Origin of the sequence: Pseudomonas sp. BAV 4579 (assembly GCF_009765395.1) — a bacterium.
GTDB lineage: Bacteria > Pseudomonadota > Gammaproteobacteria > Pseudomonadales > Pseudomonadaceae > Chryseomonas > Chryseomonas aestiva.
In genome coordinates this window covers 16528-37493 of the sequence record NZ_WHOV01000054.1, presented here as the reverse complement: position 1 = coordinate 37493, position 20966 = coordinate 16528, and the positions used below count along the sequence as shown (strand labels likewise).

The following is a 20966-nucleotide window of genomic DNA, read 5'->3' as shown; positions in this document are numbered from 1 at the left end:
GCCCTCTCCCGGAGGGAGAGGGGATTGTTAGGTGGGCTCGGGTCGTCAGAGATCCAGCACCAGCCGCTCGCCCTTGGCGCGGGAGCAGCAGGGGGTGAAGCGGTCGTTGGCGGCGTGCTCGGCTGCGGAGAGAAAGAGGTCGCGGTGCTCGGGTTCGCCGGCCAGCACCGGGGTCAGGCAGGTGCCGCAGAGACCCTGGCCACAGGACACCGGCAGGACGACACCCAGGTCCGCCAGAACCTCGACCACGCTGCGTTCGGCCGGTACCTGCACGCGCCGCCCGCTGCGCGCCAGCTCCACCTCGAAGGGTCTTTGCTCGCCCTGGGCGGCGGGATCGGCGGCGAAGAACTCCCGATGGATCTGGCCGGGTTGCCAGCCCTGGGCCTGGGCGGCCTCCACTACCGCGGCCATGAAGCCGGCCGGGCCGCAGACATAGAGGTGATCGTCCGGTGCCGCCGGACCGAGCAGGTGCTGGAAGTTGGGTCGCAGCGTCGGATCCTGCTGGTCGAAGTGCACCCTGACCTGCTCGGCATAGGGCCGCGCCTTGAGCCAGGGGATGAAGGCGGCGTGTTCGCGATCCCGCACTAGGTATCTCAGGGTGAAATGCGCGCCCTGCCGATAGAGCTGTTCGGCCATGGCCAGGAGCGGAGTGATACCGATCCCGCCGGCCAGCAGCTGGGTGCGGCGCGCGCTGGGGACCAGGGCGAACAGATTGCGTGGCTCGCTCACCTGCAGCCGATCCCCTACCTGCAGTCGATGCATGGCCTGGGAGCCGCCGCGGGACTCGGGGACGAGCAGCACGGCGATGCGATAGCGGGTCGGTACCGGTTCCGGCGCGGTACAGAGCGAATAGTGGCGCACCAGGCCGTCGCCCAGGGTGATTTCCAGATGGGCGCCGGCGGCGAAGCCGGGCAGGGGGCCGCCGTCGGCGCGGGCCAGGTCGAAGGCCAGGATGGTGGGGGCCTCGCGCTGCACGGCGGTGACGATCAGATCGAGCATGGGAGGTCTCCTAGGCGATCTGCCGGACCGGGATGCCGGTGGCGGCCTGTTCGGCGGCCAGCAGACGGTCGATGATCTGCCGCGACTGCACGCCGCCGGCATCGATATTGAGCTTGAGCAGGCCGCGCTCCGGATAGCGCAGCAGGTTCTGCTGCTGGCGTTCGAGCATCTCCAGGTCTTCGCCGAAGATCTTGCCCTGGCCTTCGCGGATGCTGGCGGTGAGTTCGGCATCGTCCGGCTTGAAGTTGCGCGCCATGCCCCAGAAGTACCAGATGGAGGTCTCGGTCTCGGGGGTGATGAAGTCCACCACCACGCTGGCGGCCTTGACCGCCGCCGGGGCCTCGTAGCCGCCATGGCCGGCATGGGCCACGCCCACCTCGATCATCACGTGGCTGGGCGGGGTGAAGCGGCAGATCTGCCAGCGATCCACCGGGACGTCGTCGGCCAGGCCATTGCCGCGCAGGGCCATGCGCCAGAAGGGCGGGGCGGAGATGTTTTCCATGTGCCGGCTGGTGATGACCTCGTCACCGTCGACGCGGGTGGCCGGCGGCGCCTCGTCGATCTCCTTCTGGCCGATGCTGGAGGCGTGGACATAGGTCTCGTGGGTGAGATCCATGAGGTTGTCGATCATCAGCCGGTAGTCGCACTGGATGTGATAGAGGCCGCCACCATAGGCCCAGTCGGGACTCTCGGCCCATTCCAGGTGGGGGATCAGCGCCGCATCGGCCTTGGCCTGGTCGCCCGGCCAGACCCAGATGAAGCCGTGCCGCTCGACGGCGGCATAGGGGCGCACCGCGGGAAAGACGCCGACCCGCTGCCCCGGCATGCCCAGGGTCTTGCCGCCGCAACCCATCTCCAGGCCGTGATAGCCACAGACCAGGGTGCCGTCGCGGACGAAGCCCAGGGACAGCGGCGCGCCGCGGTGCGGGCAGAAGTCTTCTAGGGCCACCACCTGGCCCTTGGCGTCACGGTAGAAGACCAGGGGTTCGCCACAGATCTGGCGACCTAGTGGCTTGTCCTGCACTTCGTCGGGGGTGCAGGCGACGTACCAGGCGTTCTTCGGGTACATGAGCGGGACCTCTTGTTGTTGTCTATTGGATCCAATGGTTATGACGGTTAACCATTCCTGTCAACGGCATTCGCTCTGTGAGGCCCCTTCCAGGACAAATGGCGTTAACGCTGTTGCACCCGTTGTCGCGCCATTGGATCCTGTTTGCCCAGATACCCCTATCGTTCACCGGCATCGTGCACGCCTGGCAAATAGTTAATTGACTTAACTAATTCCCTGGCGTAGCTTCAGCTCCATACCCACCCAACAACAAGAGGCACACGCCATGGGCAGTTATGACGGACGCTGGCAGACGGTCAAAGTGGACATCGAGGACGGTATCGCCTGGGTGACGCTCAATCGTCCGGAAAAACGCAATGCCATGAGTCCCACCCTCAACCGCGAGATGGTCGAGGTGCTGGAGACCCTGGAGCAGGACGCCAGTGCCGGTGTGCTGGTGCTGACCGGTGCCGGCGAGGCCTGGACCGCGGGCATGGATCTCAAGGAATACTTCCGCGAGACCGACGCCGGCCCCGAGATCCTGCAGGAAAAGATTCGCCGCGAAGCCTCCCAGTGGCAGTGGAAGCTGTTGCGCATGTACGCCAAGCCGACCATCGCCATGGTCAACGGCTGGTGCTTTGGCGGCGGCTTCAGCCCGCTGGTGGCCTGCGACCTGGCCATCACCGCCGACGAGGCCACCTTCGGCCTGTCCGAGATCAATTGGGGCATTCCCCCGGGCAACCTGGTGAGCAAGGCCCTGGCCGATACCGTGGGCCATCGTACCGCCCTCTACTATGTGATGACCGGCAAGACCTTCAGCGGTCTCGAGGCGGCGGCCATGGGCCTGGTCAACCAGAGCGTGCCGCGCGACCGGTTGCGCGAGGTGACCACCGCCCTGGCCCGCGAGCTGCTGGACAAGAATCCGGTGGTGCTGCGGGCCGCCAAGGTCGGCTTCAAGCGCTGCCGCGAACTGACCTGGGAGCAGAACGAGGACTACCTCTATGCCAAGCTCGACCAGTCGCGGCTGCAGGATCCGGAAGGCGGTCGCGAACAGGGCATGAAGCAGTTCCTCGACGACAAGAGCATCAAGCCGGGGCTGCAGACCTACAAGCGCTAGATCGCCACCGCCCCACGTACAACAACAAGAGGTAGCGTCATGGTCGAGGTATCCCTGCTCATCGGCGGCGCCAGCCGCCCGGCCGGCGACGGTCGCAGCTATCAGCGTTGCCATCCGGTGACCGGCGCGGTGGTCTCCAGGGTGGCCGCCGCCACCCTGGAGGATGCCGACGCCGCCGTCGCCGCGGCCCAGGCCGCCTTTCCCGCCTGGGCTGAGCTACCACCGGGCGAGCGCCGTCGTCGTCTGCTGGCCGCCGCTGATGGTCTGGCGGCGCGCAGTAGCGAATTCGTCGCCCTCGCCGGGGAGACCGGGGCCATGGCCAACTGGTACGGGTTCAATGTCCACCTGGCGGCCAACATGCTGCGCGAGGCGGCGGCCATGACCACCCAGATCCAGGGCGAGGTCATACCGTCCGACGTGCCCGGCAGCTTCGCCATGGCGCTACGGCAGCCCTGTGGTGTGGTGCTGGGCATCGCGCCCTGGAACGCGCCGGTGATCCTCGGTACCCGCGCCCTGGCCATGCCCCTGGCCTGCGGCAACACCGTGGTGCTCAAGGCCTCCGAACAAAGTCCGGGCGTGCACCGGCTGATCGGCCAGGTGCTGCAGGACGCCGGCCTGGGCGACGGTGTGGTCAATGTCCTCACCAATGCTCCGGAGGATGCCCCGGCCGTCGTCGAACGGCTGATCGCCAACCCGGCGGTGCGGCGCGTCAACTTCACCGGCTCCACCCGGGTGGGTCGCATCGTTGGCGAGCTGGCGGCGCGCCATCTCAAGCCGGCCGTGCTGGAACTGGGCGGCAAGGCACCGCTGCTGGTGCTGGAGGACGCCGACCTGGATGCCGCGGTCGCTGCGGCGGCCTTTGGCGCCTATTTCAACCAAGGGCAGATCTGCATGTCCACCGAGCGCCTGCTGGTGGACAGTCGCATCGCCGACGCCTTCGTCGAGCGCCTGGCGGCCAAGGTGCGCACCCTCAAGGCCGGCGATCCAGGCGCGCCCGATTCGGTCCTGGGTTCCCTGATCGACGCCAGTGCCGGCACCCGCATCAAGGCGCTGATCGACGACGCCGTGGGCAAGGGCGCCCGGTTGGTCTGTGGCGGCGAGCTCGACGGCAGCATCCTCCAGCCGACCCTGCTGGATGGCGTCACCGCCGAGATGCAGCTCTATGCCGACGAATCCTTCGGCCCGGTCGCGGTGGTGATCCGTGCCGAGGGTGACGAGGCCCTGCTGCGCCTGGCCAACGATTCCGAATTCGGTCTCTCGTCGGCCATCTTCAGTCGCGACACCGCCCGTGCCCTGGCGCTGGCCCAGCGGGTGGAGAGCGGTATCTGCCACATCAACGGCCCCACGGTGCACGACGAGGCGCAGATGCCCTTTGGCGGCGTGAAGTCCAGCGGCTACGGCAGCTTCGGCTCACGGGCCTCCATCGATCATTTCACCCAGTTGCGCTGGGTGACGCTGCAGACGGGGCCACGCCACTACCTGATCTGATCCGCGTCCGCCGTCCCTAGCTCCTGTTGCAACAACAATAAGAGGCGCCCTCGGGCGCCAGCCCAGAGGAGAATTCAAGGTGAGTCACGTCACGCATACCCGCGCGCCCGCCGATCAGCCGCTGCGCTATCGCCCGGTGACCCTGGGACAACCCGGCGTTACCGTGGAAGAGCGGGGTGGACTGCTCTACATGGCCTCCCAGGAAGCCCTGACCCCACCGCCGCCGCGACTGCTGGACCGGCTGCTGCACTGGGCCGCGGTAACCCCGGACCGCACCTTCTTCGCCGCGCGGGAAGCCGGCGGCGCCTGGCGCGAATTCTCCTATGGCGAGATGCTGCAACGGGTGCGTCAACTGGCCGCCGCGCTGCTGGAGTTCGGCCTGTCGGCCGAGCGACCCTTGGCGATTCTCTCCGGCAACGACCCGGAGCATCTGCAGCTGGCCATGGCGGCCCTCTATGCCGGCATTCCCTTCTGCCCGGTGTCACCCGGCTACGCGCTGCTGTCCCAGGACCACGCCAAGCTGCGCCATGTCTGCGGCCTGCTGCAGCCGGGACTGGTGTTCGTCAGCGATGGCCCCGCGTTCCAGAAGGCGCTGGATGCCGTGCTGCCCGCCGACGTACCGGTTATTGCGACCCGCGGCGAGGTCCAGGGCCGCAATACCCTGACCTTCGAGTCGCTGCTCGCCCGTGGTGAACTGGCCGCCGCCGAGCGTGCCTTCGCCGCCACCGGGTCGGACAGCATCGCCAAGTTTCTCTTCACCTCCGGTTCCACCAAGCTGCCCAAGGCGGTGACCACTACCCAGCGCATGCTCTGCGCCAACCAGCAGATGCTCTTGCAGACCTTTCCGGTGTTTGGCGAAGAGCCGCCGGTGCTGGTGGACTGGCTGCCCTGGAACCACACCTTTGGTGGCAGTCACAACCTGGGGATCGTGCTCTACAACGGCGGCACCTTCTATCTCGACGAAGGCAAGCCGACCCCCCAGGGCTTCGGCGAGACCCTGCGCAACCTGCGCGAGGTATCACCCACCGCCTACCTGACGGTGCCGCGCGGCTGGGAAGAGCTGGCCAATGCCCTGGAGCGCGACGCCGAATTGCGCGAGCGCTTCTTCGCCCGCATGCGGCTGTTCTTCTTTGCCGCGGCGGGGCTGTCGCAAAGCGTCTGGGATCGCCTGGATCGCATCGCCGAGGCCCATTGCGGCGAACGCATCCGCATGATGGCCGGTCTGGGCATGACCGAGGCCTCGCCCAGTTGCACCTTCACCACCGGACCGCTTTCAGTGGCCGGCTATGTCGGGGTGCCGGCGCCGGGCTGCGAACTCAAGCTGGTGCCGGTGGACGGCAAGCTGGAAGGGCGCTTCCGTGGTCCGCACATCATGCCCGGCTATTGGCGCGACACCGCCCAGACCGCCGCCTGCTTCGACGAGGAAGGCTTCTACTGCTCGGGCGATGCGCTCAAGCTGGTCGATCCGGCCAATCCGCAGCTGGGTCTGATGTTCGACGGCCGCATCGCCGAGGACTTCAAGCTGTCGTCCGGGGTCTTCGTCAGCGTCGGTCCCCTGCGCAATCGCGCGGTACTGGAGGGCACGCCGCTGGTGCAGGACGTGGTGGCGGCGGCGCCGGATCGCGAGTGTCTGGGACTGCTGGTCTTTCCGCGCCTGGCGGATTGCCGGCAACTGGCCGGGCTGGACGACGGCGTCGATGCCACCGCGGTACTGGCCAGTGCCCCGGTTCAGGACTGGTTCGCCGGCTGGCTCCAGCGCCTCAATCGCGAGGCTTCGGGCAACGCCAGTCGCCTGGAATGGATCGCTCTGCAGGAAGAGCCGCCATCCGCCGACCGCGGCGAGATCACCGACAAGGGCTCGCTCAACCAGCGCAGCGTCCTGACCCATCGCGCGGAACGGCTGGAGGCCTGCTACCGGGGAACGGCGCCGCTGTTGATCAGGGCGTAGTCTGGCGCCTGGGGTTTCCCTCACCCCAGCCCTCTCCCAGAGGGAGAGGGGGCGTTCAGTGCCACTGCGCGACCTTCGTAGGTTGCGGTTGAGCGTAGCGAAGCCCAACAAGGGGGCGAGTGGCTGACGACATCCCTCATCCCAGCCCTCTTCCGCGGGAGAGGGGCGTTACGCGAGACTGGCGCCAGGGGCCGCCGGCCCCTGTGCCCGATCACTCATCCTTGCGCGGCTTGCGCTTCGCCTGATCTGTGCCGTACAGGGTCTTGCCGCCCAGACTGCGGGTCAGTTCATCCGCGGCTTCGCGCAGGACCTCGTACAGGGTCTGGGCGCGTTCCAGGCTGAGGCGATTGGCCGGCCCCGAGATCACCAGAGCACCCAGCAGCTCTTCCTGGGCGTCATAGATGGGCAGGGCGACGGAAGAGGCGTGCGGATCGGTGGCACCGCAGGAGTAGAAGGGGATGATCCCGGCTTTGGCCACCGCATAGGGCGTCTGCAGGGCCAGGGCACCGGCCGCCTGGTCCATGGGGCGCATGTCGCCGGGTTGGAGGTGCAGACGCAGGCGATGAGGGGAATTCACCCGGTACTGGCAGAGCCGGTAGGCGCCGTGTCGTACATAGAAGGAGGCGGTTTCGCCACTCTCTTCGGTGAGCTGATGCAGCCGCGGCATGATGTGGCGGCCGACATCGTGAGAGTCCTGGTAGACGGCATTGAGGCGCACGACCTCGCTGGCCAGGATGTAGTTGCCATCGGCGAGTCGGGTCACCAGACCGTATTTTTCCAGCGACACCACCAGGCGCATGATGGTGCTCTTGATCAGGCCGGTGCGATGGGCCAGTTCGGCGAGACTCAGGGCGGCATCGCCGATGCGAAAGGCGGTGAGAACGGTCAAGACGCGATCAGCAGAGGCAACGCCGGAAACGCCTGGGCGAGGACGGTTGGTGTTCAAGCGAGTGTTCCTAAAGGGCAGCTATCGCCACATTATCCGCGAGCGCCCGGTGTGCGCCTAGTGAGTCGCTCGCACAGTCAGCTGTCCAGGCGCTGCTATCCGCCTTTATTGATAGCTAGACATTTCAATGGCAATGGCCCGCCCGACCCGAGGTGAGCGTCCAGAGACGCCCCGATCGTGCCATCAGGGCATTGCTTTGCTCGCGCCGCCACCACTCAGATCGCCGCGCTGCGTTCCTTGATCTCCTGGTGCAGGAGGCGGTCGTTCTCGAAGTAGTCCACCGGGCAGTCCAGGCTCTCTCCCCCGGGAATGCCGAAGAGGTATCCCACAGCCTCGTTTGCAGGCAACGAACGACCAGATCGGCGGCTCTCATCAGGGGTCCTGTAGTCCTTTTTGAAGTGGGAAGGACGTTCCGGGCTGGCGAGTGACGCTGTGGGAACTCATGAGCGAGCTTTTAAAAAAGAAATGTAATTTCAAATTTTACTTATCGGCGGCTTCAGGAGCCTGGATCACGATTATCGTGAGGTCGAAATAAGCCCAATAAGACTTTTTTGGTTACGAATTTTAGGCCGCCTGGGCAATGCCCTGTCTCGTTTACGAAATGGCATTCCATTATCTTGCTTCCATGGCCGCCGGCCGAGAGGTCTTTCTTGTGGCCGGAAACGCTATCCCGTGATCAGCTCAAGCCGGCAGCGTCGTCCTGGACGCCGCTGCCGCGCATGACGCCTGGTCACGTCAATCCAACAAGAACAATAGAGAGCTATCCATGACCAAGACCGCGAGTGCTGTGCTTGCCTCTTTCCTGGCGCTGTCCCTCAGCTCCTTCAGTGCGCAGGCCGCCTGGCCGGAAGACCGGCCGATCGAATTCCTGGTCGCCTATGCCCCCGGTGGCAGCACCGATGTCATGGCTCGCGCGATGCAGCCCTATCTGGAGAAGCGCCTGGGCGCGAAGATCGTCATCGTCAACCGCCCCGGCGCGGCGGGCGAGATCGCCTACACCATGCTGAGCAAGGCGAAACCCGATGGCTACACCTTCGCCTTCATCAATACCCCCGGCTTCCTGAGCACCCGCGTCCAGCGTAAGGTCGGCTACGACCCGGCGAAGATCCGCCCGGTGGCACGCATCGTCGACGATCCCACGGTGCTGGCGGTCCCCAAGGATTCCTCCTACAAGACCCTGGCTGACTTCACCGCGGCCGCCAAGGCCGCACCCGGCAAGTTCTCGGTCGGCACCTCCGGCGTCGGCACGGATGACCACCTGATGATGGTGGAGCTGCAACAGCTGACCGACATCAAACTCACCCACGTGCCTTTCAGCGGCGCTTCCGAATCCCGCACCGCCCTGATGGGCGGCCATATCAGTGCGGCCGGGCAGAACATCAGCGAGATGAACGCGGACGACGACTTCCGCGTGCTGGCGCAATTCTCCGCCGAGCGCATGCCGCAGCAGCCCAATCTACCCACTGCCAGGGAGCAGGGCGTCGACCTGGTCATGACCTCCGAACGGGGCATCGCCGCCCCGTCCGGGGTGCCCGATGCCATCGAGCAGCGAATGGCGCAGGCGGTGAAAGAGGTCATCGAGGATCCGGCCTTCGTCAAGCAGGCCGGGGATCTGTCGCTGCCGCTGGCCTATCTGTCCGGCGAGGACTGGGCCGCCCAGATGCCGGCGCAGCTCGCGGGTTACCAGAAGCTGTGGAGCGTCTCGCCATGGGTGCAGTGACGCGCACGGCGCGCGGCAATCGTCCTGACTTTCTCGCCAGTGCCATCTTCATCGGCCTGGGGGCGCTGGTGCTCTGGTCGTCGAAGGACCTGCCGTTCGGCAGCGCGGCCATGATGGGGCCGGGCTATCTGCCGATCTTGGTCGGCTCGCTGGTGATCATCCTTGGCGTCGTCATCGGCCTGCTGGGCCTGTGGCAGCACGCGGAGTCCATCGACGCCGTACAGCTCAGGCCTTTATTGATCCTGTTGGCTTCCGTCGGCGGCTTCGCCCTGGCGGCCGAGTATGCCGGCTTCATCGTCGCGGCCGCCGGGCTGGTGATCTTCGGCAGCATGGCCGACCGCGAGTGGCGGCTGCGCGAGGTGCTGATCTCCAGCGTGGTGCTGACCTTGTTCGGCGTGCTGGTCTTCATCTATGGACTGGATGTCCAAATGCGTGTGGGGCCTTTCTGATGGAGATCTTCGACGCGCTCTACCTGGGCTTTTCCGAAGCCATGAGCCCGACCAACCTGGCGTTCTGCCTGATCGGGGCCCTGCTCGGGACCCTGATCGGCGTGCTGCCCGGCATCGGGCCCACGGCCACCGTGGCGATCCTGCTGCCGATTACCTATTTCCTGCCACCGCTGGCCGCCCTGATCATGCTCGCGGGCATCTTCTACGGTGCGCAATACGGCGGCTCGACCACGGCGATCCTGGTCAATCTGCCGGGCGAGGCCTCGGCGGTGGTCACGGCGCTGGATGGCCATGCCATGGCCAAGCGCGGACGGGCGGGGGCAGCGCTCGCCACCGCCGCCCTGGCGTCCTTCTTCGCCGGGACCGTCGCCACCGTGGCCCTGGCGGTGGCCGGTCCTGTGCTGTCGCGTTTCGCCCTGTCCTTCGGGCCGGCGGAATACGTGGCGCTGACCGTGTTCGGTCTGCTGGCGGCGACCATCCTGGCCAGCGGCTCGGTGATCAAGGCGGTCGGCATGGTCTGCCTGGGACTGCTACTCGGCATGGTGGGCATGGATGTCAGCAGTGGTACCACGCGCCTGACCTTCGGTTCCACTGACCTCTACGACGGCATCGACTTCGTGGTGATCGCGGTGGGCCTGTTCGGTATTGCCGAGATCGCCGTCAACCTCGAATCCCGCGAAGCCCGCGGCACCCTGGCCGGCAAGATCACCCGGCTGTGGCCTACCCGCGAGGACTTCCGCAGGGCCTGGCCGGCTACTCTGAGGGGCACGGCGTTGGGCACCTTCCTCGGCGTCCTTCCGGGCGGCGGTGCGACCCTGAGCGCCTTCAGCGCCTATTCGCTGGAAAAGAAGGTCTCCAAGACACCGGAGCAATTCGGCACCGGGATGGTGGAAGGCGTCGCCGCGCCGGAGTCGGCCAACAACGCCGGCGCCCAGTCGTCCTTCATCCCGCTACTGACCCTTGGAATTCCGTCCAACTCGATCATGGCCATGATGCTCGGCGCCATGATGATCCACGGCATCACCCCGGGGCCCTCGGTGATCACCAACCAGCCGGCGCTGTTCTGGGGCCTGATCGCCAGCATGTGGATCGGCAACCTGATGCTGCTGGTCATCAACCTGCCGCTCATCGGCGTCTGGGTGCGGCTGCTGCAGGTGCCGTATCGGCTGCTGTTCCCGGCCATCCTGCTGTTCTGCTGCGTCGGGGTGTACAGCGTCAACAACCGCGGCTTCGATTTCGCCCTGGTGATCATCTTCGGGCTGCTGGGCTATCTGTTCCGCAAGGCCAAGTGCGAGCCGGGTCCGCTGCTGCTGGGTTTCGTCCTCGGCCCTTTGCTGGAGACCAACCTGAGACGCGCCCTGCTGATTTCCCAGGGGGATCCGTCCGTGCTCGTCCAGCGGCCGATCAGCGCCACCCTGTTCGCCGCCTCGGCCATCCTGCTGGTGATGATGGTGTTGCCGGCGTTTCGCCGGAAGCGGGAAGAGGCCTTCCAGGAGGAGGAGGCTTGAGCGGAGAGGGGGCAACGGGCTGAGCTCGCCGCCCCCTCGGCGTGCTAGCGGCAGGCGATGTCGAAGGCCTGGGCGATGGTGTCGAGCAAGGCGCTTTCGGAGTCCTGCTTGCGGCGCGCCATGGCGAGTTGGCGAGTGGGCGCGGCAGTGCCGAGGGAGACCTCCCTTATCTCATAGGGCCCCAGGTGTTCCGGGCGCAGTCGCGGCAGCACCGAGACGCCCAGGCCCAGGCCGACCATGGCGATGATGGCGTCGGCGCTGGGGACATCGAGCAGGGCCTCGCACTGGGGCACCAGGCCATCGACGAAGCGCGCCGCCAGGCGACCGACCACCAGCTTGCGATCCAGCCTGATCCAGGGGTAGCGCCGCAGATAGGCTTCGGGCTCCAGGGGCGCGAGCTGCGCTGGCACCACCAGTACCAGCGGCTCGCGGAGCAGGTCATGCCAATGCAGCCGCGCCGAGCCGCCGCCTGGTGGTCTGATCAGGATGGCGGCATCCAGGCGATCCGCTTTCAGGGCGGCGATCAATTCGGGCGTATTGTGCCGCTCCAGTTGCAGGGTGATGCCGGGAGCGCGTTGCTGCAGTTCGGCGACCGCCTTGGGGAGCAGGGTGGTCAGGACCGAACCCGTCACCCCGAGACGGACGCGACCGGTCAGCGGCTGGGCGCGCTGATTGCGCAATTTCTCGAGATCGGCCAACGGCCGGGCCATGGTGTCGATCAATTGTCGGGCGAACCCCGTGGCTTGCACCGTCCGACCCGAGCGATCGAACAGCGACTGGCCGAAGTAGGCCTCGAGCTGCTTGATCTGCAGGCTGACAGCGCTGGGGGTCAGGTTCACCGCCTCCGCAGCCGCGGCGAAGGAGCCGCGCTCCACTGCCGCCTGCAAGGTCAGGAAGGCTTCGATCTTCATGAGTTTTTCTCGTCTTTGGATCGACGAAGAATAACTTTTCTTCGCTGTTCGGGCGCCTAAGATGGCCAAAACGACCAGGCCAGCGGCATGAACCAGACGAGCAGACTGCAAGACTATCCCTTGGCGTCCCACACCCTGCCCAAGGGCAGCGGCGGCTACCGGATACCCCGACGCCTGCGGGCGATTCTGTCCCTCGATGATTTCGAGGCGGCCGCTCGCCGCCACCTGCCCAAGCCGCTGTTCGCCTACGTCAGCGGTGGCGCGGAAGAGGAAAAGTCGCTGCACGGGAACCGCTCGGGATTCGATCGCTATGCCTGGGTCCCGCGCGTCTTCACCGATACCTCGGCGCGCAGCCTCGAAACGACTCTCCTGGGGCAGCGCTACAGCGCGCCCTTCGGCATCGCGCCCATGGGCATCAGCGTCCTCACCGCCTTCGAGGGTGACCTCATCCAGACCCGGGCGGCCAGGGAGGCCAATATCCCGGCGATCATGAGCGGCTCCTCCCTGCTGCCGATGGAGGCGGTGGTGCAGGAAAATCCGGACGCCTGGTTCCAGGCCTATGTGCCGGGCGAAGACGCCAAGATCCTCGCCCTCATCGAGCGCGTGCAGCGCGCCGGTTTCAAGACGCTGGTGGTCACCGCCGACGTACCGGTGTCGGCCAATCGGGAGAATCTGATTCGCGCACGCTTTGCCACGCCGTTGAAGCCGGATCTGCACCTGGCCTGGGAGGGCATCACCCACCCGCGCTGGCTGCTGGGTACCGCCTTGCGCACCCTGCTCCGGCGGGGCATGCCGCACTTCGAGAATTCCGGCGTCGGCCGTGGCGCGCCCATCGTGTCGGCCAATGTGATGCGCGATTTCGGCGCCCGCGATCACCTGAGCTGGCGACACCTGGCGCTGATTCGCCGTCACTGGCCGGGCACCCTGGTGGTCAAGGGCATCCTTGATCCGGCGGATGCCGTGCACGCCCGGGAATCCGGTGCGGATGGCGTCATCGTCTCCAACCATGGCGGGCGCCAGATGGATGGCAGTGTCGCACCCCTCGCCATCCTGCCGCAGGTGGTCAAGGCGGTAGGGCCTGATTACCCGGTGATGATCGACAGCGGCTTCCGCCGCGGCAGTGACATCCTCATGGCGCTCGCGCTGGGGGCGACCTTCGTCTTCATCGGCCGGCCGATGAACTACGCGGGCGCCGTGGGCGGCCAGCCGGGCATCAAGCATGCGATCGGCATCCTGGCCACCGAGTTGTCGCGCAACATGGCGCTGCTGGGGATCCAGAGTCCCGGCGCGGTCCGTCGCGACAGCCTCAGGATCGTGCGGTAACCACGGCTCATCAGCTAGTTAACGAAAGGCGGTAGGTGTCCATCGCCGTGCCACTGAACAGGGCTTCACGGTCGGCCTGCCCCCAGCCCTGGGTCAGGCGCTTGAAGGCGTTCCAGAGCACCCCGTAGGAGAACATGCCCTTGTCCACGGGAAAGTTGCTTTCGAACAGGCAGCGCTCGGCGCCGAAGGCTTCCACGCAGGTCAGCACATAGGGTCGCCAGCGCTCGGCCAGTTCGGCCGAGGTGGGCGGAGTGGCTCGCTCGTCGAAGGCGAAGCCGCCAACCTTCATGCCCAGGCCGCCCAGCTTCAGGCGCAGGTTGCTGCAGCTGGCCAGCTCCCGGATGGCCAGGGACCAGGCCTGGAACACCGCCTGGCGTTGGTGCGCATAGGGTCCGGCGCCGAGCGGGCCACCGCAATGATCGAGGACGATCAACTGGTCGGGGAATCTGCGGGCGAGGGCCAGGACCTCGTCGAGCTGGGTGTGGTACGCCCAGATATCCAGCGAAAGACCATGGCGGGCCAGGCAGGCCACGCCTTCGTGGAAGCGCTCGTCCGTGAGCACCTTGGCCGGCGGTGGCCGCGGATTGGACACCAGGCGCGGATCGGCATGCCAGGCGGTGGCGTTGCGGATGCCACGCAGGCGTCCGCCGCTGCGCGCCTGCATCTCTTCCAGGACCGGAATGACCCCCTCTCCCTGGCGCAGATCGGCGCCGGCGACGATGGCGGCGCACAGCCGGCTCTCGCCATAGAGACCGCTGGCGCTCTGGGCCGCTATCCCGGCGGCGAATTCCACTTCCCCCACGGCGTCGAAGGGCGCGGCCCGGTCCGCGCTGTACATCGACCGGCACTGCACATAGACCGAGGCCAGGATGCGATGGCCGCTAGCGGTGTCCGCCAGGTACTCGGGCAGCAGGTAGCGTTGGCCGGGCCGGTCCCAGAGGTGGTGATGGGCGTCGATGATGGGCAGCTCGGGGTCCAGGATCGGTTCCTGGACCTGGGCCAGCCAGGCCTCGCGGACCTGGGCGTGGGGGGAAGCCGGTGTCTCAGCCATGGCGACGGCTCCGAGGGCTTCCCTTGGGCGGTGAGCGGCGGCTCAATTCTGCATGCCCCAGCGACGCACCGTGAGCACCTCGATGCTGCGGAACACCAGGCCTTCCACCACCAGACCGATGATGATCACCATCAGCAGACCGGCGAACACATTGGAGGTCTCCAGGGCGTTGCGGTGCTGGAAGACGTACCAGCCCAGGCCGCCCGAGTTGCCGGAGACGCCGAACACCAGCTCGGCGGCGATCAGGGTACGCCAGGCGAAGGCCCAGCCGATCTTCAGGCCGGCAAGGATTGAGGGCACCGCCGCCGGGATCAGTACCTTGGCCACCAGGCGGATGCCGCGCAGCCCATAGTTGCGCCCGGCCATGCGCTGGGTCTGGCTGACCGAGAGGAAGCCCGAGTAGGTGTTGAGCGCCACCGCCCAGAGCACCGAATGGACGATGACCAGCATCAGACTCTGGACGCCGAGGCCGAACCAGAGCATGGCCAGCGGCAGGATGGCGATGGCCGGCAGCGGATTGAACATGGCGGTGAGGGTGGCGAGGATATCGGTGCCCACCCGGGTGGATACCGCCAGGGTGGTGAGCAGCATCGCCAGGGCGATGGCCAGGCCGTAGCTCACCATCAGTACCTTGAGCGAGCTGAGTACGGCCAGGGGCAGGGCGCCATTGACCAGATCGGTCCACAGCGCCACCACGGTGTCGCTGAAGGTCGGAAACATCAGCGGGTTGTCCAGGTAGCGGGCATAGACCTCCCAGATCAGCGCCAGGGCGATCAGCACCAGGGTGCGGCGCACACCGGCCTGGGCGAACAGGCGCTCGGCCAGGCCCAGGCGCCGGGCGATGTCGCCGACCTGGCCGGGGGCGACGGGCGTATATTCGAGGTCCGGACGCGGTTGCAGGACGACGGCGGGCTTAGTCATGGGCGGTCTCGCTGGCGTTGGGGCCGAACAGCATCTGGCTGATGCGATTATGGAAGGCGGTGAAGCCGGCGGCGCCCTGCTGACGGAAGCCGTACTGGCTGGCATCGAGCTCGGCGCGGACCTGGCCGGGATGAGGGCTGAGCACCAGAATGCGCGAGCCGAGCAGGATGGCCTCTTCGATGGAGTGGGTGACGAACATCAGGGTGAAGGGCGACTGCTCCCAGAGCCCGAGCAGTTCCTCCTGCATGCGCCGCCGGGTGAGGGCGTCGAGGGCGGCGAAGGGTTCGTCCATCAGCAGGACGGCCGGCTCCATGGCCAGGGCGCGGGCAATGGCCACGCGTTGCTTCATGCCGCCGGAAAGCTGGTGCGGATAGGCGTCGACGAACTTCTCCAGGCCCACCTTGACCGCCGCGGCCCGGGCCCGGTCACGCAATTCGCCGGCGGGGAAGCGGCGGGTTTCCTGGAGCGGGAAGAGGATATTGCCGAGTACGGTCTTCCAGGGCATCAGCTGGTCGAATTCCTGGAACACCATCATGCGATCCGGACCGGGTTCGCGGACGTCCTGGCCATGCAGGCGGATGTGGCCCGCCGCCGGTTCGAGAAAGCCCGCGACGCTCTTGAGCAGGCTGGATTTGCCGCAGCCCGAGGGGCCGAGCAGGATGAAGCGATCGTATTCGCGGACCGTGAAGGACACCTGGTGGGTGGCGGTGATCAGTTGCTCGCGGGTCTTGTATTGCAGGGTCACGTTATCGACCTGCAGCAGGCAGGCGGGACTATCAGGGACAGCGGTAGGCGCGGAAGTCGGTACGGCATTCATGTCAGTTGCCCTCGCCGTTGGCCACGGGTTCGAAGAAGACCTCCTGCCAGCGCTGGGGCGCTTCCTTCAGGGCACCGCTGCCGACCATGAAGTTGGCCAGCGCCATGACCCCGATGGGCTGCACCGACCACTCGCCACTGACGCCGCGCAGCATGTCCTCCACCTGGTCGAGGCTCAGGCTGGAGGGCTCCGACTGCAGGAAGAGTTCGGCGGCCTTGCGTGGCTCGGCCTTGATGAAGTCCTGGGCCTGGGCGATGGCGGCGACCACCGCGCCACTGAGGCCCGGGTTGCGCTTGACGAATTTGCCAGTGGTGGTCAGCACCCCGCTGGTCATGCGGCTGCCCAGCTCCTTGGAAAAGTCGAACAGCTTGGTGACCTTGGGGTCCTTGGCCAGCAGATAGCTGTAGGGGTTGGGGCCGATGTAGCCGGTGATACCGGCCTTGTTGAGCAGGCTGGCGGTGGCGTCGGGATGGGGCAGGGCCACCATCAGGTTGTCCAGCCGATGCGCCTGGCCGGGACCGAAGGTGCGCTCGGCGGCCATCTGCAGCAGCAGCGCCTGCTGGCCGGTGGGGGAACTGACGGCAATCTTCTGGTCGGGTTTGAAGTCCTTGAGCGACTTGATCGAGGGATCGTTGACGAACAGCGCATTGTCGCCGGCCACCAGGGCGCAGAGCGCGCGGATGTCGAGGGACTTCCTGGTCTTCTGCCAAGCCACCAGGGTGCCCGGCAGCGCATAGCCGCCAATGTCGATATTGCCGCTGATCAAGGCGTCGTTGATGGCGGGCGAGCCACTGATGCGCTTGATCTCGAATTGGGTGTCGGGCTGGCCGGCGGCCTTGGCCTGCTCGCGAAAGAAGCCCAGCTTGTCGGCCAGGGTTACCGGCAGATAGGCATAGCCGTACTGGATGGCCAGAGTGACCTGGGTCTGTTCGGTCTGAGCCTGAGCGGGGAGGACGCTAGCCAAGGTGAGGCTGGCGGCCAGACCCAGGACGCGGGCGAGCTGGCGCAGGGCGGGACGGGACGAGCGGCCGGACGGATGCAGCATGGCGTTCTCCTTGTTATTTTTGAAATGCCATTTCTTTTAAGGAGTATTTAGAAAAGTCGTGCCTGTCAAGCAGCCTTGAGGATGCAGCCTTCGTCAGCTGAAAACTTTTGCTTGCAATTGGCCTTGAGTGTTTTATTTTTGCAACGGCATTTCGTTAAAAATAAAATTGCGAGGCTCCTCTGTGCGGAGGGGCTTCGGCCTCTCTCAGGTGCCTGGTCATGAGCTTTTTCGCTGCGCCGCCGACGATCCAAACCTCCGTCTTTACCCGCCTGCCCGATCGCTATCGCCAGCCGAAGCGCACGGCCTGGGCGGATGCCAATCGCCAGGGCAGGGCGATCGATTCCTTCCTGGAAGGCCCTTCCTTCGATCGCCAGGGCAATCTCTATGTGACCGACATCCCCAATGGGCGCATCTTTCGCATCGACCCCAGGGGCGAGTGGGAACTGGTCTGCGAGTACGACGGCTGGCCCAACGGCCTGAAGATCCATCGTGACGGGCGCATCTTCATCGCCGACTACAGGCGCGGCATCCTGCTGCTCGATCCGCTGCGTGGCGAGGTGGAGACGCTGCTGGGCAGCGCCGGCTCGGAAGGCTTCAAGGGGGTCAACGACCTGGTGTTCTCGCCGGCCGGCGATCTCTACTTCACCGACCAGGGCCAGACCGGCTTGCAGGACGCCAGTGGGCGGGTCTATCGCCTGGCGGCCGACGGCCAGCTGAGCTGTCTGTTGAACACGGTGCCCAGCCCCAATGGCATCGTCTTCGATCCGCGGCTCAACCACCTGCTGATCGCGGTGACCCGGGCGCAGCAGATCTGGCGTATTCCTCTGGGCAACGGCTCGCTGATCGGCAAGGTCGGGGTCTTCGCCCAGCTCCACGGTGGCCTCGGTGGTCCGGACGGCCTGGCGCTGGATGAAGAGAGCAACCTCTATATCGCCCATACCGGTTTCGGCTCGGTCTGGCAGCTGTCGCAGGTGGCCGAGCCGCTGGCGCGGTTGCGGTCCTGTGCCGGCATCAGCAACACCAACCTGGCCTTCGGCGGCCCCGAGGGGCGCAGCCTGTTCATCACCGAATCCGAGACCGGCAGCATCCTGCGGGTAGAGACCAGCGTACGAGGTCTGCCGCTGTTCTCTCACCTGTAAACAGCGCTCCGGCGCCCCTGTCAGCACCACAATAATTACAACAGAGGTAATCCATGAGTCAGACCCCGCTGGGCGCCCAGGCGCCCTTGACCGATGCCGAAGGCGAACAACTGCTCGGGCGTACCCTGTGGCGCATCCTGCCGTTCATCTTCGCCTGCTACGTGATCAGCTACCTGGATCGCACCAACGTCGGCTTCGCCGCCATCAGCATGAACAAGGACCTGGGCCTGACGGCGACCATGTTCGGCTGGGCAGCAGGTCTGTTCTTCTTCGGTTATTTCATCTTCGAGATTCCCAGCAACCTGCTCATGCAGCGCTTCGGCGCGCGGATCTGGATCGCCCGGATCATGATCAGCTGGGGCCTGATCTCCATGGCCACGGCATTCGCCACCGGCCCGGTCAGCTTCAGCATCCTGCGCTTTCTGCTCGGGGTGGCCGAGGCCGGCTTCACCCCGGGGGTCTACCTCTACTTCACCTACTGGTTCCCGGGGAAATGGCGTGCCAAGGCGACCGCCGCCTTCCTGCTGGGCATCCCTACCGCCAACATCATCGGCTCGCCGCTGTCGGGCTTCCTGCTGGACATCCATGACTTCATGGGGTTGAAGAACTGGCAATTCCTGCTGGTGGTGGAAGCCCTGCCGGCGGTGCTGCTGGGTATTCTCTGCCTGTTCGTGCTGGTGGATTCGCCGGCCAAGGCGCGCTGGCTGTCGACCCGCGAGCGCACCTGGCTGACCGAACGACTGGCCCGCGAGCAGCGCGAGATAGGCGCGGCCCATGGCTCCACCCTGCGCGCTGCCCTCACCAATCCCAAGGTCTTCGTGCTGGCCGCCATCAACTTTTGCGGCATCGTCGGCTCCGTGGGGATCGGCATCTGGATGCCGCAGATCATCAAGAGCCTGGGCATGCAGAACACCACCGTGGGGCTGGTGGCGACCATCCCCTACATCCTCGGCGCCGTCGCCATGACCCTCTGGGCGCGGCAGGCCAACCTGAGTGCGCACCGACTGCCCTATGTGGCCGGCGCTCTGGGGCTGGCCGCCTGTGGCCTGGTGGGCGCTGCGCTCTCGGCCGATCCGCTGTTGCGCATGAGCTGCCTGAGCGTGACGGTGGCCAGCATCCTGTCCTTCCAGGCGACCTTCTGGGCCATTCCCTCCAGCTTCCTGACCGGTCGGGCGGCAGCGGGCGGACTGGCGCTGATCGTCTCCATCGGCAACCTCGGCGGCTTCGTCGGGCCCTTCGCCATCGGCCTGGTCAAGGATGCGACCCAGAGTTACTCCGGACCCTTCTATGTGGTGGCCTCGGTACTGGCGCTAGGTGTCGTCATGATGCTCTGGCTGGGCGACCCGAGTCGTCGGGTGCCGGTGAAGCCGGTGGGTGGGGCCGGGTTGGAGCCTGCGGGTCGTACCTGATTCAGGGGCGAGCCAGGCGAAGGGGGCGGCGATGAGCCGCCTTCTGCTTTTGCGGTCGACTGATCGTGAGGGAGAGGCCGGCGCTCCGGATAGGGCTGAGCAAGATACCCTGGCGGGACGCCGGCAGCTGGTCGCGCCGAACGTTGACGCCGCTGGATGGCGCGTCTCTTCGCAGCAGGGGGCTGGCCGCCTTGCCCTATGCTCCTGACACGTCGCGAGGCTGGTTGGCTTGAGTCGTCGAGGCGCGACCCTCTTTTCCCGGTTACTGCGCGACCTGTCGTGTCCGTCCAGAAGGGACAGGTCGAGTTCGACGGGTGCCAATGGACCCGATGCGCAATAAAAAAGGCAGCACCAGGCTGCCTTTCTTCATTGGGGCCACTGACTAGGGCAGGGCGCAACCCTTCTTCTTGAGCGATTCCAGGACCCAGCTGCGGTCGTTGGTGCCTTCGGCGATCTGCCGCATTTGCTTCTCTTCGGCGGCGTGCTTGGCGCTGGCACGGTCATAGACCTCGGCAACCTGGTCATAGGGCACGCAGAGCAGGCCGTCGTCGTCGCCGATGATCAGATCGCCCGGCTCGATGACCATGCCGTCGATGGCGATGGGCACGTTGATCTCGCCCGGACCGTCCTTGTAGGGGCCGCGGTGAGAGATGCCGGCAGCGAACAGGGGGAAGTCGCCCGAGCCGATGTTGGCGGCATCGCGGATGGCGCCGTTGATGACGATGCCGGCCACGCCGCGCTTGAGGGCATAGGCCACCATCATCTCGCCGATCAGGGCATTGGTCAGGTCACCGCCGGCATCCACCACGATGACGTCGCCCGGCTCGGCGATGTCCAGGGCGTAGTGCAGCATGAGGTTGTCGCCCGGGCGTGCCTTCACGGTCAGTGCCGGGCCGGCCAGCACGCCCTGGCGGTGCATGGGACGCAGGCGCGAGCCGCCGGCGGTCATCCGGTTCATCGAATCGCTGACATTGGCGACCGGAACCTCACGATAACGCGCGACCCATTCGGCTGCGACCTTGCGTTGGGCATTGAGAACTCTGAATCCGATGGTCATGGGCATTTCTCTTGTGGGCTTTGTTGGATGCCGCAGGAGCGGGTGTCGAATTTCAGAATGGCATTTCTTT

The 20966-nt window shown here is 66.2% G+C and carries 18 protein-coding genes; 9 read left to right on the top strand and 9 right to left on the bottom strand.

The window, feature by feature from the left end; all coding sequences use genetic code 11:
* Positions 1 to 45: 45 nt before the first annotated feature.
* Both GSQ95_RS12480 and GSQ95_RS12475 read right to left on the bottom strand, forming a co-directional pair.
* The gene (locus GSQ95_RS12480) at positions 46 to 999 is read right to left on the bottom strand and encodes a PDR/VanB family oxidoreductase (protein WP_158896465.1); all 954 of its coding nucleotides are present in this window, start codon (positions 997 to 999) and stop codon (positions 46 to 48) included.
* 10 nt (positions 1000 to 1009) lie between these two features.
* A complete protein-coding gene (locus tag GSQ95_RS12475; RefSeq protein WP_158896466.1) occupies positions 1010 to 2068 on the bottom strand; it encodes an aromatic ring-hydroxylating dioxygenase subunit alpha in 1059 nt (352 codons plus the stop codon).
* Between the two features lie 265 nt (positions 2069 to 2333).
* Here GSQ95_RS12475 and GSQ95_RS12470 point away from each other — a divergent pair, with 265 nt between their 5' ends.
* From GSQ95_RS12470 to GSQ95_RS12460, 3 genes are all read left to right on the top strand, one after another.
* Positions 2334 to 3164, top strand: coding sequence for a p-hydroxycinnamoyl CoA hydratase/lyase (locus GSQ95_RS12470; protein ID WP_158896467.1), 831 nt, complete (start codon positions 2334 to 2336; stop codon positions 3162 to 3164).
* 39 nt (positions 3165 to 3203) lie between these two features.
* Positions 3204 to 4652, top strand: coding sequence for an aldehyde dehydrogenase (locus tag GSQ95_RS12465; protein ID WP_158896468.1), 1449 nt, complete (start codon positions 3204 to 3206; stop codon positions 4650 to 4652).
* A gap of 79 nt (positions 4653 to 4731) precedes the next feature.
* Positions 4732 to 6600 carry a feruloyl-CoA synthase gene (locus GSQ95_RS12460; protein WP_158896469.1) on the top strand — a complete coding sequence of 623 codons (1869 nt, stop codon included), beginning with the start codon at positions 4732 to 4734 and terminating at the stop codon, positions 6598 to 6600.
* 211 nt (positions 6601 to 6811) lie between these two features.
* Here the strand turns inward: GSQ95_RS12460 and GSQ95_RS12455 are convergent, their stop codons facing one another.
* Positions 6812 to 7546, bottom strand: coding sequence for an IclR family transcriptional regulator (locus tag GSQ95_RS12455; RefSeq protein ID WP_133859518.1), 735 nt, complete (start codon positions 7544 to 7546; stop codon positions 6812 to 6814).
* Positions 7547 to 8312: 766 nt separating this feature from the next.
* On the opposite strand from GSQ95_RS12455, the gene GSQ95_RS12450 reads away from it, so the two are divergent.
* The 3 genes from GSQ95_RS12450 to GSQ95_RS12440 are packed head-to-tail and all read left to right on the top strand — an operon-like array spanning position 8313 to position 11223.
* Complete coding sequence (locus GSQ95_RS12450; protein ID WP_158896470.1) at positions 8313 to 9266, top strand: tripartite tricarboxylate transporter substrate binding protein; 954 nt, start codon at positions 8313 to 8315, stop codon at positions 9264 to 9266.
* Positions 9254 to 9715 (top strand): tripartite tricarboxylate transporter TctB family protein, encoded by a 462-nt coding sequence (locus GSQ95_RS12445; protein WP_133859517.1) that lies wholly within the window; start codon positions 9254 to 9256, stop codon positions 9713 to 9715. The genes GSQ95_RS12450 and GSQ95_RS12445 overlap by 13 nt, the downstream gene beginning before the upstream one ends.
* On the top strand, positions 9715 to 11223 hold the full coding sequence (locus tag GSQ95_RS12440; RefSeq protein ID WP_158896471.1) for a tripartite tricarboxylate transporter permease: 1509 nt from the start codon (positions 9715 to 9717) through the stop codon (positions 11221 to 11223). Before GSQ95_RS12445 ends, GSQ95_RS12440 begins: the two co-directional genes overlap by 1 nt.
* 44 nt (positions 11224 to 11267) lie before the next feature.
* Here the strand turns inward: GSQ95_RS12440 and GSQ95_RS12435 are convergent, their stop codons facing one another.
* Complete coding sequence (locus GSQ95_RS12435; protein WP_133859516.1) at positions 11268 to 12134, bottom strand: LysR family transcriptional regulator; 867 nt, start codon at positions 12132 to 12134, stop codon at positions 11268 to 11270.
* 87 nt (positions 12135 to 12221) lie between these two features.
* Between GSQ95_RS12435 and GSQ95_RS12430 the strand changes: the two genes are divergently transcribed.
* Positions 12222 to 13457: an alpha-hydroxy acid oxidase gene (locus GSQ95_RS12430; RefSeq protein WP_158896472.1), complete on the top strand. Its 1236-nt coding sequence runs from the start codon at positions 12222 to 12224 to the stop codon at positions 13455 to 13457.
* A gap of 10 nt (positions 13458 to 13467) precedes the next feature.
* Here the strand turns inward: GSQ95_RS12430 and GSQ95_RS12425 are convergent, their stop codons facing one another.
* From GSQ95_RS12425 to GSQ95_RS12410, 4 genes are read right to left on the bottom strand one after another with little or no spacing between them, the layout of a single operon-like run.
* Positions 13468 to 14508 (bottom strand): amidohydrolase, encoded by a 1041-nt coding sequence (locus tag GSQ95_RS12425; protein WP_158896473.1) that lies wholly within the window; start codon positions 14506 to 14508, stop codon positions 13468 to 13470.
* 42 nt (positions 14509 to 14550) lie between these two features.
* Positions 14551 to 15429: an ABC transporter permease gene (locus GSQ95_RS12420; RefSeq protein ID WP_133859513.1), complete on the bottom strand. Its 879-nt coding sequence runs from the start codon at positions 15427 to 15429 to the stop codon at positions 14551 to 14553.
* On the bottom strand, positions 15422 to 16246 hold the full coding sequence (locus tag GSQ95_RS12415) for an ABC transporter ATP-binding protein (RefSeq protein ID WP_133859512.1): 825 nt from the start codon (positions 16244 to 16246) through the stop codon (positions 15422 to 15424). The genes GSQ95_RS12420 and GSQ95_RS12415 overlap by 8 nt, the downstream gene beginning before the upstream one ends.
* 1 nt (position 16247) lies before the next feature.
* Entirely contained in the window at positions 16248 to 17291 is a 1044-nt protein-coding gene (locus GSQ95_RS12410; protein ID WP_158896474.1) for an ABC transporter substrate-binding protein, read from the bottom strand.
* A gap of 218 nt (positions 17292 to 17509) precedes the next feature.
* Between GSQ95_RS12410 and GSQ95_RS12405 the strand changes: the two genes are divergently transcribed.
* Together GSQ95_RS12405 and GSQ95_RS12400 are read left to right on the top strand one after the other, a co-directional pair.
* Positions 17510 to 18430 carry an SMP-30/gluconolactonase/LRE family protein gene (locus tag GSQ95_RS12405; RefSeq protein WP_133859510.1) on the top strand — a complete coding sequence of 307 codons (921 nt, stop codon included), beginning with the start codon at positions 17510 to 17512 and terminating at the stop codon, positions 18428 to 18430.
* Between the two features lie 53 nt (positions 18431 to 18483).
* Positions 18484 to 19839: an MFS transporter gene (locus tag GSQ95_RS12400; protein ID WP_133859509.1), complete on the top strand. Its 1356-nt coding sequence runs from the start codon at positions 18484 to 18486 to the stop codon at positions 19837 to 19839.
* Positions 19840 to 20221: 382 nt separating this feature from the next.
* Here GSQ95_RS12400 and GSQ95_RS12395 read toward each other — a convergent pair whose 3' ends face one another.
* Positions 20222 to 20896 carry an RraA family protein gene (locus GSQ95_RS12395; RefSeq protein ID WP_133859508.1) on the bottom strand — a complete coding sequence of 225 codons (675 nt, stop codon included), beginning with the start codon at positions 20894 to 20896 and terminating at the stop codon, positions 20222 to 20224.
* Positions 20897 to 20966: the final 70 nt, after the last annotated feature.